Origin of the sequence: Mesorhizobium sp. M0047, assembly GCF_040323315.1 — a bacterium.
Lineage (GTDB): Bacteria > Pseudomonadota > Alphaproteobacteria > Rhizobiales > Rhizobiaceae > Mesorhizobium.
Genome location: NZ_JAMYUW010000002.1, coordinates 301,396 through 317,878 on the forward strand (window position 1 = coordinate 301,396; position 16,483 = coordinate 317,878).

14 protein-coding genes are annotated in these 16,483 nt (G+C 64.0%); 10 read left to right on the top strand and 4 right to left on the bottom strand.

Annotated elements, in window-relative coordinates; genetic code table 11:
* Positions 1 to 42: 42 nt before the first annotated feature.
* The 3 genes from NKJ89_RS03205 to amaB all read left to right on the top strand — a co-directional run bounded on the left by NKJ89_RS03205 (position 43) and on the right by amaB (position 3,387).
* Complete coding sequence (locus NKJ89_RS03205; protein WP_352599780.1) at positions 43 to 417, top strand: YciI family protein; 375 nt, start codon at positions 43 to 45, stop codon at positions 415 to 417.
* A complete protein-coding gene (locus tag NKJ89_RS03210) occupies positions 414 to 1,688 on the top strand; it encodes an RNA polymerase sigma factor (RefSeq protein ID WP_352599782.1) in 1,275 nt (424 codons plus the stop codon). The genes NKJ89_RS03205 and NKJ89_RS03210 overlap by 4 nt, the downstream gene beginning before the upstream one ends.
* Before the next feature lie 184 nt (positions 1,689 to 1,872).
* Positions 1,873 to 3,387, top strand: coding sequence for an L-piperidine-6-carboxylate dehydrogenase (gene amaB / locus NKJ89_RS03215; RefSeq protein WP_352599784.1), 1,515 nt, complete (start codon positions 1,873 to 1,875; stop codon positions 3,385 to 3,387).
* A gap of 234 nt (positions 3,388 to 3,621) precedes the next feature.
* Here the strand turns inward: amaB and NKJ89_RS03220 are convergent, their stop codons facing one another.
* The 4 genes from NKJ89_RS03220 to NKJ89_RS03235 all read right to left on the bottom strand — a co-directional run bounded on the left by NKJ89_RS03220 (position 3,622) and on the right by NKJ89_RS03235 (position 7,598).
* A complete protein-coding gene (locus NKJ89_RS03220) occupies positions 3,622 to 4,485 on the bottom strand; it encodes a hypothetical protein (protein WP_352599786.1) in 864 nt (287 codons plus the stop codon).
* 235 nt (positions 4,486 to 4,720) lie between these two features.
* On the bottom strand, positions 4,721 to 5,068 hold the full coding sequence (locus NKJ89_RS03225) for a hypothetical protein (protein WP_352599788.1): 348 nt from the start codon (positions 5,066 to 5,068) through the stop codon (positions 4,721 to 4,723).
* 63 nt (positions 5,069 to 5,131) lie between these two features.
* On the bottom strand, positions 5,132 to 5,986 hold the full coding sequence (locus NKJ89_RS03230; protein ID WP_352599790.1) for an endonuclease/exonuclease/phosphatase family protein: 855 nt from the start codon (positions 5,984 to 5,986) through the stop codon (positions 5,132 to 5,134).
* A 148-nt stretch (positions 5,987 to 6,134) separates the two neighbouring features.
* Positions 6,135 to 7,598: a phospholipase D-like domain-containing protein gene (locus NKJ89_RS03235; protein WP_352599792.1), complete on the bottom strand. Its 1,464-nt coding sequence runs from the start codon at positions 7,596 to 7,598 to the stop codon at positions 6,135 to 6,137.
* A gap of 313 nt (positions 7,599 to 7,911) precedes the next feature.
* Between NKJ89_RS03235 and NKJ89_RS03240 the strand changes: the two genes are divergently transcribed.
* From NKJ89_RS03240 to NKJ89_RS03270, 7 genes are all read left to right on the top strand, one after another.
* Positions 7,912 to 8,115 carry a hypothetical protein gene (locus NKJ89_RS03240; RefSeq protein ID WP_352599794.1) on the top strand — a complete coding sequence of 68 codons (204 nt, stop codon included), beginning with the start codon at positions 7,912 to 7,914 and terminating at the stop codon, positions 8,113 to 8,115.
* Between the two features lie 619 nt (positions 8,116 to 8,734).
* Positions 8,735 to 9,151 (top strand): helix-turn-helix transcriptional regulator, encoded by a 417-nt coding sequence (locus NKJ89_RS03245; RefSeq protein ID WP_023761637.1) that lies wholly within the window; start codon positions 8,735 to 8,737, stop codon positions 9,149 to 9,151.
* A gap of 216 nt (positions 9,152 to 9,367) precedes the next feature.
* Complete coding sequence (locus NKJ89_RS03250) at positions 9,368 to 13,885, top strand: YadA-like family protein (protein ID WP_352599796.1); 4,518 nt, start codon at positions 9,368 to 9,370, stop codon at positions 13,883 to 13,885.
* Between the two features lie 7 nt (positions 13,886 to 13,892).
* Complete coding sequence (locus NKJ89_RS03255) at positions 13,893 to 14,474, top strand: invasion associated locus B family protein (RefSeq protein WP_023760603.1); 582 nt, start codon at positions 13,893 to 13,895, stop codon at positions 14,472 to 14,474.
* 13 nt (positions 14,475 to 14,487) lie between these two features.
* Positions 14,488 to 15,153, top strand: a complete 666-nt coding sequence (locus NKJ89_RS03260) for a hypothetical protein (RefSeq protein WP_023760604.1) — start codon at positions 14,488 to 14,490, stop codon at positions 15,151 to 15,153.
* Positions 15,154 to 15,198: 45 nt separating this feature from the next.
* Positions 15,199 to 15,681, top strand: a complete 483-nt coding sequence (locus NKJ89_RS03265; protein WP_352599798.1) for a DUF4189 domain-containing protein — start codon at positions 15,199 to 15,201, stop codon at positions 15,679 to 15,681.
* Entirely contained in the window at positions 15,678 to 16,214 is a 537-nt protein-coding gene (locus tag NKJ89_RS03270; protein WP_352599800.1) for an invasion associated locus B family protein, read from the top strand. Before NKJ89_RS03265 ends, NKJ89_RS03270 begins: the two co-directional genes overlap by 4 nt.
* The last annotated feature ends 269 nt before the right edge of the window (positions 16,215 to 16,483 follow it).

Here is a 16,483-nt window from a genome sequence, read left to right on the forward strand (position 1 = left end):
CGGTCTTACTGTTTCGTCCTTTGACAGAGAAAAGGACCAACCATGCTCTACGCAATCCTCTGCTATGCTTCCGAAGATGTCGTCTGCTCCTGGAGCAAGGCACAGGACGACGAGGTCATGGCCAATCTCCGCGACGTCCAGGACAAATACGTCAAGGCTGGCAGGCTTGGCCCGGTGGCACGGCTCCTGCCGACCACGGCCGCGACGACGCTGAGGAGGGTCAAGGGCGAAGCGGTCGTCATCGACGGTCCGTTTGCCGAGACCAAGGAACAATTCCTCGGCTTCTACACGCTCGAATGCGGCGATCTCGACGAGGCCGTGGAGTTCGCCCGCGAACTTTCCGAGGTCAATCCGAGTGGCGGCTCCTATGAGATCCGGCCGGTCTCGGTCTTCAACCGCAACAAGGTCCCGGCATGACCGAACTTGCCTGGATCAGCTCGGCGATCAGCGCCGCCCGTCCGCAGGCAATGGGCGCGCTGCTGCGTTATTTCCGCGATCTCGATACGGCGGAAGAAGCTTTCCAGGACGCGTGCCTCAGGGCCATCAAGAACTGGCCGCAGAACGGCCCGCCGCGTGATCCAGCGGCCTGGCTGATCTTTGTCGGCCGCAACAGCGGCATCGACGCGGTGCGCAAGCGGGCCAAGCAGGCGCCGATGCCGGAGGAAGACCAGATCTCGGACCTGGAAGACGCCGAAAGCGATATCGCCGAGCGGCTGGACGGGGCGCATTACCGCGACGACATATTGCGGCTGCTGTTCATCTGCTGCCATCCCGACCTGCCGGCAACGCAGCAGATCGCGGTGGCGCTGCGGATTGTCTCGGGCCTCACCGTCAAGCAGATCGCGCGGGCCTTCCTGGTTGGCGAAAGCGCCATGGAGCAGCGCATCACCCGCGCCAAGGCGCGTATTGCGGACGCCGGCGTGCCGTTCGAGACGCCGGGCGCAGTCGAGCGGTCGGAACGGCTCGCCGCCGTCGCCGCCATGGTCTACCTGATCTTCAACGAAGGCTATTCGACCAACAGCGGCGAGGCGCCGGCCCGTGCGCCGCTGTGCGAAGAAGCGATCCGGCTGGCACGGCTGTTGCTGCGGCTGTTCCAGACCGAGCCGGAGATCATGGGGCTGACGGCGCTGCTGCTTCTGCAGCATGCGCGCGCACCGGCCCGTTTCGACGAGAGCGGCGAGATCGTGCTGCTCGAGGACCAGGATCGCAGCCTGTGGAGCCGCAAGATGATCGATGAGGGGCTGGCATTGGTCGACAAGGCGCTGCGCCATCGCAAGCCGGGCCCCTATCAGGTTCAGGCTGCCATTGCCGCGCTGCATGCACGGGCCGAAAAGGCCGAGGACACCGACTGGAACGAGATCGACCTGCTCTACCGCCTGCTCGAGCAGATGCAGCCGTCACCGGTGATCACGCTCAACCGGGCCGTCGCCGTCTCGAAGGTGCGTGGTCCAGCAGAGGCTCTCGCCATGATCGAGCCGCTGGAAGAACGGCTGTCCGGCTATTTCCACTTCTTCGGCCTCAAGGGTGGGCTTCTGATGCAGCTTGACCGGGGCGAGGAGGCGCGTGTCGCCTTTGACCGCGCGATTGCGTTGGCAAACACGGCGGCGGAAGCGGCTCATATCCGCATGCATATCGACCGGCTGATGAAGGACGGCGCCGCCCGCGCACCGACGCAAAAGGCAAACTGAGCGCCGTCCGCATGTCTGGCTCAATCGTGTCGCCTGGGCTTGGACCATGCCGGGGTGGCGATTCTTCCCCGAAACGAGTAATGCCACGCCATGACTGTGCCCGAAGTGCTGACCGGCACGCGGGCGACATTGCGCAAGCATTGGTTCAACGCCATCTGATGGCGATGGATCCGAAAGGGAAAAAATGACGATAGCGAAGGAAACGACCGAGCTTCTGGCGAAACTGGGTGTGGCGAAGGATGCGCTTGTCGGCGGTGACCTGATGGTGCGCAGCCCGGTGACGGGCGAGCAGATCGCGGCGCTTAAGACGATCTCGCCCGCCGATGCGGCCAAGACCATCGATGCCGCGCACAAGGCCTTCCAGGCGTGGCGGCTGGTGCCCGGCCCGAGGCGTGGCGAACTGGTGCGGCTGCTCGGCGAGGAGTTGCGCGCGCACAAGGCCGAGCTTGGCCGGCTGGTCTCGATCGAGGTCGGCAAGATCCCGTCCGAAGGACTCGGCGAAGTGCAGGAGATGATCGACATCTGCGATTTCGCCGTCGGCCTCTCCCGGCAATTGTACGGCCTGACCATCGCTACCGAGCGTCCCGGCCATCGCATGATGGAAACCTGGCATCCGCTCGGCGTCGTCGGCGTCATCTCCGCCTTCAATTTCCCGGTCGCGGTGTGGTCGTGGAACGCAGCACTGGCGCTGGTCTGCGGCGATGCGGTGGTGTGGAAGCCGTCGGAGAAGACGCCGCTGACGGCGCTTGCCTGCGAGGCGATTTTTGCACGCGCGGTAAAGCGTTTCGGTGCTGACGCGCCGCAGGGACTGGCGCCGGTGCTGATCGGTGACCGCGCCGTCGGTGAGATCCTGGTCGATCATCCCAAGGTGCCGCTGGTGTCGGCCACCGGCTCGACCCGCATGGGCCGCGACGTCGGCCCGCGGCTGGCCAGGCGATTTGCGCGCGCGGTGCTGGAGCTTGGCGGCAACAATGCCGGCATCGTCTGCCCGACAGCCGATCTCGACATGGCGCTGCGCGCGATTGCCTTTGGAGCGATGGGCACGGCAGGCCAGCGCTGCACGACGCTGCGGCGCCTGTTCGTGCATGACAGCGTCTACGATGCCCTGGTTCCACGTCTCAAGAAGGCCTACGAAAGCGTCTCGGTCGGCAATCCGCTGGAGACCTCCTCGCTGGTCGGGCCGCTGATCGACAAGGCAGCTTACGAGAACATGCAGAAGGCGCTGAAGGAAGCCGCCGCCCACGGTGGCAAGGTGACCGGCGGCACAAGGGTCGAGAATGGTCACCCGGATGCCTATTACGTGCATCCGGCCCTGGTCGAGATGCCCAGGCAGGTGGCCCCTGTAACGGAAGAGACCTTCGCGCCGATCCTCTATGTGATGAAATATTCGGATTTCGACGCCGTGCTCGACGAGCACAATGCGGTGGGCGCCGGCCTGTCGTCGTCGATCTTCACCCGCGACCTGCTGGAATCCGAGCGCTTCCTCGGTGTCGATGGGTCGGACTGCGGCATCGCCAATGTCAACATCGGCACCTCGGGCGCTGAGATCGGTGGTGCCTTCGGCGGCGAAAAGGAAACCGGCGGCGGCCGCGAGAGCGGCTCCGATGCGTGGAAGGCCTATATGCGGCGCGCCACCAACACGGTGAACTACTCAAAGGCACTGCCCCTCGCCCAGGGCGTCTCGTTCGATATCGACTGACGAGGGCCGCGTTGGGCATTGGCAGCTTTTGTGCCGGTAGCTTTTCACGATAGGAATTTTTTCTTGACTCCGTGACCTCAGCTATGTTACATATTCATCCATGGTGCTGATTTGCGCCAGTGACCCGCCGCGCAGGCGGGTTTTCTCGTTTTCGTCAGCCGCGCCGGCGAAGGCTGCGAAGGATAACCCGAGTTCGTTGCCCTGGGCATCTTCCGCACGGGGATGCCCAGCCGATCAGCTACCTGCCGGCTGGCCAAAAGCCGCGTCGAAAGAGGCATCGACTATGGCCAGCTTGGCGGCCTGGACGGTCATGTATTCCTGGTAGAAGGTGCTCGACACCCACATCACCGAATGGCCGCGCTGGCCGAGCCAGCCGATGCTGCCGAGATTCTCGGCAGCGCGCAGCTTGCGGGCAAGGTGGGTGCGCGACAGCTTGAGCCATTTGGCGAAATCGCCGATCGAAACCACGCTGGTCGCAATCCGCTCCAGGCCGGCATGATCGGGGTCGATGCCCGACATCAGCCAGTCCATGACGATGCCGCCATTGTTGAGCCAGATGAACAGGGAAAAGGTCTGGTTGGGTTCGCGCACCGGCGCGGAGGCTAGCAGGCCGTCCGCCACCAGAGGCTGCAGCCTGGCAACCATTTCGGGATGCTCCAGGAATCTGGCCAAGCGGTCAGCGCCGTCGAGGCGATCCAGCGTCCGCAAATGGGCAAGGACCCAGCCGGTAAAAGTCTGCACGGTTGCCGCTGTCGGCTGCAAGGGATGGGTACGGCCGTCGCCACCCGACACGTATTCGGCAATGTGGTAGTGCAGCATCTCCTTGATGAAAGCGTCGGCCGTGTTGCGGCTAGCCACCGCGTGCTGGTGCACGAACTCGATGAAACGCGATACCGTCAGCTCCTTGCGACGGTCATGCGGGTCGCGCCTGAAATGCATGGCGAGGCCGACATGGCCCATCAGCCAACGCTGCTGCGTGGCGAAAATCGAAGCCAGCCGCGGGCTGTCCTGATAAATCTGGATCAGCGCCAGCGACTGCTCCTGAACGCACCGATGCAACGCCGGATGGCCGGCAATGTCTTCCAATCTCAGCGCCATCTCCTGGTGTTCCGGCTCGACTCCAAAGCGAGTTGCGCTCCAAATTTTTCAGCCTTCGGCAGCTGTGTCCAGAGGGTATCAAATAGCGAGGTTAGGCCCTGTCCGGGTAGCGACCCGTTCATGACGCCCGCGCCGAAAGTCGCCGGAGGCGCCGTGTGATCATTGCGGCGCGCGGTCAGCCGTTTGGCTGAGCAAACCCTGGCATGCGCCGCCAGCCGGTTGGCTCGGCCGAAGATCAGCCGCAGACGCGGACCTCCTCGATCACCCTGTGGTGGTGGCGCCAGTGCTTGATCAGTTCGATGTGGCAGCGGTGATGCCGGTAGTGGCGGCGATATTCGCCGTCGCTGTAGTCGCCATATTGCGCGTTCTGGTCGTCATCATACTGGTTGTCGTAAATACGCCGGTCGTGATGGCGGCGAACGATGATTTCGCCATTGTCGAACTGATCATCCGGTGAATACAGGTCGTCCGGTGAATATTGGTCGTCGTCGGACTGGATAATCACGCTTGCGGCTTGCGTCGGTGCCACCACCGCGGCCGTTGCGGCGAATGCCAATACGGAAGCTAAAATCAATTTCTTCATTCGGTCCTCCTGCGAACTCAAGACCTATCAACTCGTGGACGAACCGGGCGTTCCACAGGACATCTACACGCTTTGCGACGCCTGGGACATCAAGCCGTTATCGGCGCCGGCCATGCGCTCCAGTTGGACAAAGGCCGTCAACGGCAGGTGGTCGGATGCAACCCGCGAAAGCGGCGTGTCATGCGCGTCGACGGCGGCAATCATGCCATGCCTGTTGGCCATGATGCGGTCGAGCGCCAGCAGCGGCAGGTTCGAGGGGAAGGTGGGGACCGCCGGCGGCTGCGGGCCGAACGACGCATGCAGCGTATTGAGCGCAGAGCGGTTGCCGAGGCGCCATTCGTTGAGGTCGCCGAGCAGCAAGGTCGGCTTTTCGTCCGGGCTGTTCATCAGGTCGAGTACGACACGTGCCTGCTGGGAGCGCGAGCGGCGCAGCAGGCCGAGATGGGCGGCGATGATGCGCAGCGTCTGGCTTCCATCGAGGTCGATCTCCGCCACCAACGCGCCGCGCGGCTCCAGTCCCGGAAGTCTGATCTGGTGCACGTCACGAACGACGCCCTTCTTGAACAGCAAGACATTGCCATGCCAGCCATGGCCCTTGCCGGTCGCGGAAATCGGCACCGGAACAAGGCCGGTTTCGCGCTCGAGCCGAGCCAGGTCGAGAAGCCCGATACGGTCGCCGAAGCGGTTGTCGACTTCCTGCAACGCAATGACATCCGGATCGATTTCGCGGATGACGCGGACGGTCCGCTCCGGGTCGAACTTCCTGTCGACGCCGATGCATTTGTGGACATTGTAGGAGGCAACCAGCGTGCCGGTGATGGCCGTGGTCTTGAGTGCGGCAACGTTTGCCTTCCGCATCCGGCGGTCACGAATGGATAACAGCATACTTGCCGGGAGGCTGCGTCCGGTCACGCGCATCGTGTGCCTACCATGGCCGCTGCTTTCACCATGCACTTCAGATAGAGTCTTTCAGTCCATATTCCATGATCGGCATCAAACTATCCGCCTAACACGTCGTTTTGGTAAAGATGGGTTCACTCTCATCCAGAGGCAGGGCTCAATCCATCTAGAGATAGGGCGAACCGAGCCAGAGGGCCCGGTCGAACAGTCTGATGAGGAACGGCCGGGCCTTCAACGCTTCCAGCGTGACCGGTACGGCCGTTGCGAGCGCCGACCGGATGCGCGCTTCGATCTCGCTGGCAAAGCCGGCATCAAGGATTTCGAGGTCGATTTCGAAATTCAGCCGCAGCGACCGGGCGTCAAGATTGGAAGAGCCGACATAGGCCCACACGCCGTCGATCGAAACCAGTTTCGAATGGTCGAAAGGTCCTTCCGTGCGCCAGACGCGGCAATAATGTTTCAGCACCTGGTCGAATTGCGCCGTCATCGCACGGTCGACCAGGAAAAGATTGTTCACCGCCGGCACGACGATGTCGATTTCGACACCTCGCCTGCCCGCTGTTATCAGCGCACTGATCAGTTCGCGATCCGGCAGAAAATAGGGCGACATCAGGCGGATCGATTTGCGGGCGACGGAGAATGCGCCGATCAGCAGCTTGTGGTTGGTCTCGTTGCTGGCGTCCGGGCCGGAAGCGACGGCCCGCACCAGCATCGGCACGCCGGGTGCCGGCGACAGCGGGGCAATACGCCACGCATCGTCCTTCAGCGCTTCGTTGGTGGCGAAGCGCCAGTCCTCGGCGGCGACCGAAAAGAGGTCGGCGACGACCGGACCGGTCACCCGGAAATGTGTGTCCCTGGCGCTGTTGGAGCCGGCGAATTCGGCGGAGAAGCCCTTGCGGATGTTCATGCCGCCGGTGAAGGCGGCGATGCCGTCGACCACGAGGATCTTCCGGTGGGTCCTGAGATTGGCGTAGGGCAGGCGCAGGCCCATGACGATGTTGCCGTTGAAGACATCGGCGGGGATTTTGGCCTCGCGCAAATGGCCAAGGATGCTGGGCACGGAGTAGCGGGCGCCGACGGCATCGATCAGCACGCGGACGGCGACGCCGCGCCGGACCGCGCCGGCCAGCGTTTCGACGAAGAGCCGGCCGACGGCGTCATTGTCGAAAATGTAGGTTTCGAGCAGGATGCTGCGTTCGGCGCCATCGATCGCCGCACACATGGCGGCATAGGCCTCGTCGCCGGTCTCCAGTACTTCTATGGCATTTCCCGGAGTGAGTGCGCGCCGCGCCACCCTGTCGCCCAGTGTTCTCAAGCCGGTGAACCGCTGCCCGTATCGCTCGACGATAAGGGCCTCTTCGGCGGCGACGTCGCGCTCAAGCTTGGCGGATACAGCGTTGCCGGCAAGCGGACGCTGTGCGGTGATCGTGGCGCGACGGATGCGGTTGATGCCGGCGACGGCATAGATCAGCACGCCGAGGATCGGCGACAGCACCATCACGCCGACCCAGCCGGTGGCGGCGCGGACATCCTCCTTGGTCATGACGGCGTGAACGATGCCGGCGGTCGCCATCACCACGGAGATGACCGCGAGAATTTGGGGCCAATGAGTCGCCAGGGTCTCCAACATGGCCGAGACTATCCAGCGCGCGATTGCAGAAGGCAATGCGGCCGATCATGTGCTGAAGTGATCTTGCCAGGCAAATTGCGATGGCAAGCGTTCGATATCGCGAAGAGATACTCAGTGCCGGCGACAGGCGGCCTGGCCGAAGAATTGTAACCTTGGGCAGAGCGGCGAAGCATAGAGACGAGCTGACGCAACGTCATTCCATGCAGCCTCCGGTTGTCGAAGGCTTCCTATGCTTGGCGGCGGACTTGTTGTATGCAAGCGGGAATAAAAAACAATGATGTAACGTTTCGGTCGAGGGCGAGGGGGGCCGCGAATGATGGAGTTCAACTTCGGCGGACCTCCTATGGGTGACGACGACGTCGAATTATCGGCCGAATGCCGGCGCCAGTTGTTGCCGCTCGTGCGCGAAATCGTTCAGGCGGCGGTCGCGGTCGGTTGGAACGAGGAGGATGTTCTTCTCGGCCTTGTCGAACTTGCATGGAATCTGTACGAGGAGCGTCGCGAGGATCAGCAATAGCTGGCGATATTCAGCAGGCCCGCAAGATCTTCGACTGCGTCCAGTATCGGACCTCCCTTTTCCCGGACAAAACGCTTTCTTTGCGCATGGAAGTTCTTCCATAGCCTTAGCATGTGCGTTAGTTTGATTCCCGGGTTGGTGGGCTAAAGGGGATTTCGAACGGCGAGGCGGCTGAGGCGAGGCCCATGAAACATGCGGAGACCTGGGAAGGCGGCGCTTTCCGGGGCGGCGGTCGGGGACGAGTATCCCGACCTGTGTTCGGCGTTATTGCGGAAAGTGCAAGCCCGAGAAGGGCAGCCCAGCGCGGGAGCGCGATGTCTCCGCGCGACTGGATCGCGGAAGCTTCTGGCGACCAGCATTCCTCAGGGATTTTGCCGGCTCGCATAACTGTCCGTGTTCGGCAAAGCCGGCCCGTGGGCTCTCGATACCGTCCGCCGCTGCCGAGCCGACCGGGATTGCCGGCGCCGGGACCGATTGACCGTTCAACGCTTGTCCCTCCGGCATATGATGCGTGAGAGCCGGCACAGGTCCAGTTCGATCAATCACGAATTGTTTTCGAGGGAACGACGTATGCCGCATCAGGTTGAGTTCCATTCGGGAAAGATCAGGAGGCCGAGCCATGCGGCGCCATGATGATCCCCGGGAACCGACTTCCGGGACCGATGCGACGCGACAGCCGACGCTGAACGTGAAAGGCGGGCTTTCGGTGCGCGGTGCGCGCCGCGTGCAGGAATTCCTGAACGAGAACTTTTCGCGCAAGCTGGCACTTTCCGAAATGGCCGCGGTTTGCGGGCTTTCGCCCTATCACTTCATGCGGGCTTTCTCGAAGACGTTCGGGGCGCCGCCGCACCAGTATGTTCTCGATCTGCGGCTGGACTTCGCGGAAAGACTGCTTCTCGACAGGCGCATGACCATCGCGGAGATCGCTCATCTCTGCGGATTTTCAAGCCAGAGCCATTTTACCACGATGATGAAGAAGTATCGCGGTGTCACGCCATTGCAAGCGCGGTCCGGAAAGCTTAGGCGGGAAGCTTAGGCGGACCGGTAGATTGCGCAAGTACTTTGACGCTGGCGGATGATCTCTTATTAAAGCGATTACTAAAGTAACGAGCCGTTAACCTCTACGGTCCTGCGCCGATGTTTTGTCACGAGACAGCAATTTCGTGAAATACCGCAAGCCAGAATCATGGCTTCTTAGCATCAGTTCGTATTGTCAGACATTTTCACGCCGACAGGCGGGCGGAGAGGGACCATGACCGACAATCACATTTCCAATGGCTCGTTTGCGCGGGCGGTGAATTTCGCCGGGCACTGGATCGCGGGCGCCGGTCATGGCTCTCGCTCGACGCGCCGCCGCCTGATGGCGGTGCTGCGCATGGCGCACCGCGTGCTCGGCCTCGGCCGCAAGAATATGGGTCTGGGAACGCTGGGCGTCGGCGGCAGTGTGCGTTCGGCCGGCGCGATCGGCGGCCTTGCCGCGCTCGCCGCGCTCGGCCTCTCCGCGCCGGCCCAGGCGCAATACCAGGCTGGCGGCGGTTCGGCGACAGGCGGCAACGCCGTCGCCATCGGTAACGGTGCCACGACGAATGGCAATAACGCCGTGGCGTTGGGCACCTCCAACAGTGCAACGGGCGACGCTACGATCGCCATCGGCTATTCAATGAGTGTCAATGGCCTCAACTCCATAGGCATAGGTGTCTTCGCAGGCGCAACCGGCGTCAATGCCCTCGCCCTGGGCGGGAATGCCAAGGCCAACGGGGACGCGGCAAGCGCCATTGGCGTCAATTCGGTTGCAGCCGCCGGCGCGGCCGCCTTTGGCCTGAACGCGCGTGCCGACGGAACGAACTCGACGGCGATAGGCTATGTTACCCGGGCGACCGGACTGCGCGCCACCGCGCTCGGGTTTGGTGCAACAGCGTCCGGGCTGGATTCGATTGCTCAAGGTAATAGCGCCGTCGCAAGCAACCAGAATGCCATCGCCATCGGCTTCCAGTCGACCGCGACCGCGGTCAACGCCATCAATCTTGGCAACCGAACTATTGCGGGAGGTGGCGCCCTTCAAGACAGCGCCATCGCCCTCGGCACGGACGTACTGGCGTCTCAGGTCGACGCCACTGCGATCGGACGCCAAAGCAAGGCAACGGGCACGGGCGCCACGGCGATGGGCCGGAACGCCAGCGCCTGGGGTAACCAGTCGATCGCGCTCGGCCTGGGCGCGCAGGCAGGCGTTCAGGCCAACACGGCCTTGCCCAATAGCATCGCCATCGGCACCAATTCGCTATCGTCTGGCGCTTTCGCCACCGCGATGGGCGCCGCCTCGACTGCGAGTGGCGCCAATTCGGCAGCCGTGGGCTTCCAGGCCCAGGCCGCCGGCGCCAATGCCGCAGCCGTTGGTCCCCAGGCAAATGCATCGGCATTAGACTCGGCAGCGTTCGGCAATGTTGCCACGGCTTCGGGCAATTTCGCTCTGGCCCTGGGCAATTCGGCCGTGTCGAGCGGAGTGGGCTCGGTCGCGGCGGGCTCCGGAGCCCAGGCTACGGACGTCTCCGCAACAGCAGTCGGCAACAACGCCACGGCGACAGCCGCGAGCGCAAGCGCGCTGGGCTTGGGTGCCACGGCGAGCGGTATAGACAGTACCGCTCTCGGCTTCGGCACCGTAGCCAACGCCGACAATTCGACTGCCGTCGGACGTCAAGCCCGCGCCACCGGACTCAACAGTACCGCGCTCGGCCGCGGCGCCCAAAGCAGCGCTGTGAATTCCATCTCTCTCGGCGCTGGGACGAGGGCAACCGGAATTAACTCCGTGTATCTCGGCTCGAGCACTTTTGCGACAAGCGCCAGCGGAGACAACGCCATCGGCATCGGCACGGACGTGACGGCATCCGACGCCGACGCCATTGCGATGGGGCGCGACAGCCAGGCGACCGCAACCAACGCCATCGCGGTCGGTCTACAGTCCGCTGCGCTCTCCGCCGACTCCGTCGCCATCGGCACGGGCGCGATCACCGATGGCGGCAAGGCCGTGGCCATCGGCTTCGGCAACCAAGCCTATGGCGACGGCGCGGTCGCCATCGGCGATCCGAGCTACGCCAGCGGCACCGGCGCCTTCACCGGCGGCGCCAACAACATCGCCAACAGCGACGGCACGGCGTCCGCCACCGCAGCCAACATGGCCAGCGGCGCGGTCGCCATCGGCAACAACAACAAGGCGATCGGGCAGGGCTCGGTGGCGCTGGGCAACGGCTCGACCGCCGGTGCCGCTGGCCTCGCCGGCAATGTCGCGCTCGGCGACGGTGCGACGGCGGCGGCGAGCTCCGGCGACGTGGCGCTCGGCTCGGGCTCGGCGACCACGACGGCGGTCGGCACGGCGAGCGGGGTGGTCAACGGTACGACCTACGCCTTCCAGGGCACCAACCCGCTCTCGACCGTCAGCATCGGCGCTCCTGGCGCCGAGCGTACGCTGACCAACCTGGCGGCGGGGCGCGTCAGCGCGCTGTCGACCGACGCGATCAACGGCTCGCAGCTCTTCGCCACCAACCAGGCGGTCGACGCCATCGGTGCTGCCATCACCAACATCAATATCGGCGGCATCAAGTATTTCCATGCCAACTCGACGGCGGCGGATTCCTTGGCATCGGGTACGGACTCCGTCGCGATCGGGCCCGTCGCGACCGCGACCGGGACGAACGCCATCGCGGCCGGCACCAATTCGAGCGCCACCGACGCCAATGCCTCGGCTTTCGGCAGCGGCGCCGTCGCATCGGCCCTCGACGCAACGGCGATGGGCTACATATCCAAGGCGTCGGGCCAATACAGCACTGCCGTCGGCGCCAACGCCAATGCGACAGCCACGTCCAGCACGGCGATCGGCCAGAATGCGTTTGCCACCGGCTTTCAGGCGGCGGCTCTTGGCGCGGGTGCGAATGCCGGCGCCCAGAATGCGCTCGCGCTGGGCGCCCTCTCCAGTGCCGGCAATGCAGGCGACGTCGCGCTCGGCTCGGGCTCGGTCACGGCCGTGGCGGTCGGCACGCCCAGCACCGTGATCAACGGCACGACCTATGCGTTCCAGGGCACCAACCCAACCTCGACGGTCAGCGTCGGCGCGGTCGGCGCTGAGCGCACCATCACCAACGTCGCGGCAGGGCGGATCAGCGGGTCCTCGACGGATGCGATCAACGGTTCGCAGCTGTTCGCCACCAACCAGGCCGTCGACGCCATCGGCACCACGCTCAGCACCATCGGCGGTTCCCTAACCAATCTCGGCAACACGATCGCCAACATCGCCGGCGATACCTCGACTGCTTATACCGACGCCAATGGCATCGGTATCCGCTATGCCCGCACCAACGAGGCGGGCCTGGCGCAGACCGATTCCTTCGCGCAAGGCGTCGGCTCCACCGCGGTCGGCTACCAGGCGACCGCGACGGGCGCCCGCGCCCGGGCGCTCGGCCGCGACAGCAATGTCAGCATCGACGGCGGCGTGGCTCTCGGTTCCGGTTCTGTTTCGGATCGCGCGGTAGCGCCCGCATCGGGATCGATCCTCGCCGGCACCGGCCTCGTTCCCTACAACACCACCGACCTGACACTGCTCGGCGCCGTCTCGGTGGGCACCTCCACCTCCTATCGCCAGATAACCAATGTGGCCGACGGCACGGAGGACCAGGACGCGGTCTCGCTTCGCCAGTTGAAGGGCGCGCTGAGCTCTTTCGCGGTGACAGGGACCAAGTATTTCCACGCTAATTCGACGGCATCGGACTCGCTTGCGGTCGGCACCGATTCGGTTGCGGTTGGCCCGCGCACGACCGTCAACGGCGACAACGGCATTGGCATCGGCAACGGCGCCATCGTGCAGCAGACGGCGCCGGGAGGCATCGCGATCGGCCAGAACGCGACGGTCAATCAGGCCGACAGCATTGCTTTCGGCACGAACTCGACCGCCAACGGCGCCCAGGCAATGGCGCTTGGCGCCGGCGCCACGGCCAACGAGCCGGGCAGCGTCGCTCTCGGCGCGGGCTCGACGACGGCGGCGGCGGTCGCCACCACCGGCACCACGATCAACGGCGTCAACTACACGTTTGCCGGAACCGCTCCGACGAGCACGGTGAGCGTCGGCAGCGCCGGCAACGAGCGCACCATCACCAATGTGGCGGCGGGCCGGATCAGTTCCACCTCCACCGACGCGATCAACGGCAGCCAGCTCTATGCGACCAACCAGGCAGTCGAGGCAGTGCAGGGGAGTGTCGGCGATCTCGCTGAATTCTCCGTCCAGTACGACAAGGACGTGGACGGCAACAAATCCAACTCGCTAACGCTTGCTGGCGGCGATCCGAACGCTCCGGTGGTCATCCACAATGTGGGGGCGGGCGTCGCGAACAATGACGCGGTCAACGTCAAGCAACTCAACGACGGGCTGTCGCTCACGCTGGCAGATTCGAAGACCTATACCGATCAGGTAGCAGGCACGACGCTCCAGCAAGCCAACAACTACACCGACCAGAAACTCGGCCAGCTTAATTCGGACATCAGCGGCATCCGGGACGAAGCACGGCAAGCGGCGGCCATCGGCCTTGCCGCAGCCTCGCTGCGCTACGACGACCGTCCCGGAAAGTTGAGCGTGGCGGCCGGCGGCGGCTTCTGGCGGGACGAGAGTGCGTTCGCCTTCGGCGCGGGCTACACCAGCGAAGACGGCCGTATCCGCGGTAATGTCTCGGGCACGGCGGCGGGCGGAGATGTCGGGGTCGGCGCCGGCCTCAGCTTCACCTTGAACTGAGGCGGGGATGAACAGACTGACCAGACATGCCGGCCTCGGGCTTGCCGCACTGACTTGTCTGGTGCTGTCGGGTAGCCTCGTGCAGGCTGCCGGGCAGGCAGGCTCGACATACAGGATCAAGCCCTCGGACGTGGCGGTCCCACCCGAGGTGAAACTGGGGGACTACCAGCGGACCATCCGTCCCTTCGAAAATTGGACGCTGATCTGCGACGAGAACCTCAAGGCCCGCAAGAAGGTCTGCAATGTCTCGCAGGTGATCGAGGACACATCCGGCAAGATGGCCTTCAGCTGGTCGCTTGCGGCCACGCAGGACGGCAAGCCGTACATGATCCTGCGCACCGCGCCGAACGCCAGGAGCGACGGCCTTGTGTCGCTGAAATTCGACGGACAGGCGAAGCCGATCGACGTTCACTTGAACGGCTGCAACGACGTGGTCTGTGTCGGCATGTTGCCGGTCGGGCCCGTGATGCGCCAGCAGATATCGCAGAGCGCGACGCCGGCGATCTCCTATTCGACCGTCGATGGCCAGACGATCACCGTGACCGCAACACTCAAGGGGCTGACGCAAGCCCTTTCGCCAATCAAATGACCGGGGAAGCATCATGAGCCAGCAGGACCAGTTCATGTCCGCAAAACGCAGCCCGACCGTCGAGCCGGATCGGCAGAGGCTCGCTGAGCCGCCGCGGCGGCGGTGGCCGCGCGTCCTCGCACTTTCGCTGATGGGGCTGACGATGGCTGGCCTGGGCTTCGCCGCCGCGAACTACGTCGCGATGACCAGCCTGATCGGCGGCGCGACGGCCGCACAGGCGCAGGCAGCCGCGCCAGCACTTCCGGACACGCCTTTCCTCGAGCACGTCAAGCAAGCCGGTGTGCAGGCCTGTTCTACGATCTACCCGGTGCTCGGGCAGATATTGACGACCGGCGCCAAATACAGCGTCAAATCGCTGTGGAACGACCAGGCCGCCGACAAACATGCCGTTCAGGCCTTTGTCGGCATGGACTATGCGACCGAGCGCTATAGCGGACCGGCCGCCGGCGTCGTTTTCGCATCGCCCACCGCTTCGGGTTGCGAGGGAGCGATGGTACGGGTGGCGCCGTTCGCCAGTCCGTGTTCCGAGATTCCCTCCGTTCTTCCGCAGGGCAGCAAGATCACCGACCATCTTGGCAAGGTCGAGGTGTACGAGCTTGGCGGGAACGCGGGTGAAGCCCTTCTCCTGCCGACAGGCAACAGCTGTGTGGTGATCTCCGTCGCTTCGGCGTCGAAGTGAGGACGCGAAGCTGATGGCGACGGCTCCTGCAGAGGATTGCTGACTATGAGATACGGACCTTTGGCTGCTGTTCTTGGCTTTGCCTTGCTCTGGGCCGGGCAAGTCATCTCGGCCGATCTGCCGGAAGCGCCGCCCGAACCGCCGGCGCCACCACCGCAGGAGGAAAAAGGCATCTGGGCGGCGATCGCCTACTCCAGCACCGACGTCAAATACGGCTTCTTCTGGGGCGCCGACAAGCGGCAGGAGGCGTCGGATATCGCGCTCAAGCATTGCAAGAACGCGGGCGGAGATAATTGCACCGTCGTAACGGTGTTCCGCAATCATCGCCATTGGAATGACGACGACGATACCGGCTTTCCCTACAAGCACTGCGGTGCCCTGGCCTTGGCCGAGAAGGCGAACGACCGGCAGTTCACGCCCTGGGGCGTGGATTCCGCCGAAACGCGTCGTGAAGCGGAAGACCTCGCTTTGCAGGCCTGCGAGGCGGCGGGAAGCAAATGCAAGATCCGCGAGTGGGTTTGTACATGAAGCGTGGCCTCAAGGCCGTCTCCGCGTGTGGGGCAATCGTATTCTCATTGATGTCGCCGGCTTTGGCCCAGCAACAGGTGGCGGCGGTTCCCGACGGACCGTCTTCGCTGCGCGAAGTCTATCAGGACTGGAGCGTGGCCTGTTCCGTCCGCGAGAAGGCGAGGGTGTGCTCACTTTCGCAGGACCAGGTCCAGCAGAACGGCCAGAGGCTTCTTGCGGTGGAAATCGCGGGACGCGCGGACGGTTCGACGACAGCTACCCTGCTTCTACCCTTCGGCATACTGCTCGACTCAGGCGTGACGCTCCAGATCGACGATCGGCCGCCATTGTCCCAGCAGCGCTTCAGGACCTGCCTGCCAACGGGTTGCCTCGCGGTCTTTGCCATCGAACGGTCGGTGCTTGGAAAACTGCGGGAAGGCTCGGTGTTGAAGCTCAATGTCACGACAGATGCCGAGACCCCGCTGACATTCCCGGTGTCGCTGCACGGGCTGACCGCGGCGCTCGACCGTATGACTGCGTTAAGCGCGCGTTGAGGGGAGCGGGGGTCAGCCTGTACCTCGTGGCGCTGTCCGAAATAGCGATCCAGCCCCGCTTCGGCCGTTAGTAGCCGGTATGATTCTGGCTGCATCGGCCAGCGAGCTTTCGTTTTCTTGTGCTTTCCCACACGTGGCGGCGTCCGGATACAACCCCAGCGGGCCGATATCTATGTGCCATTTTTGTTACATCCCGCCGCTCTTCTGATCTGAATCGCCGTTTTAGTGGCGGCTAAACCAATAATCGCTCACAAATTTCATGAATCTGT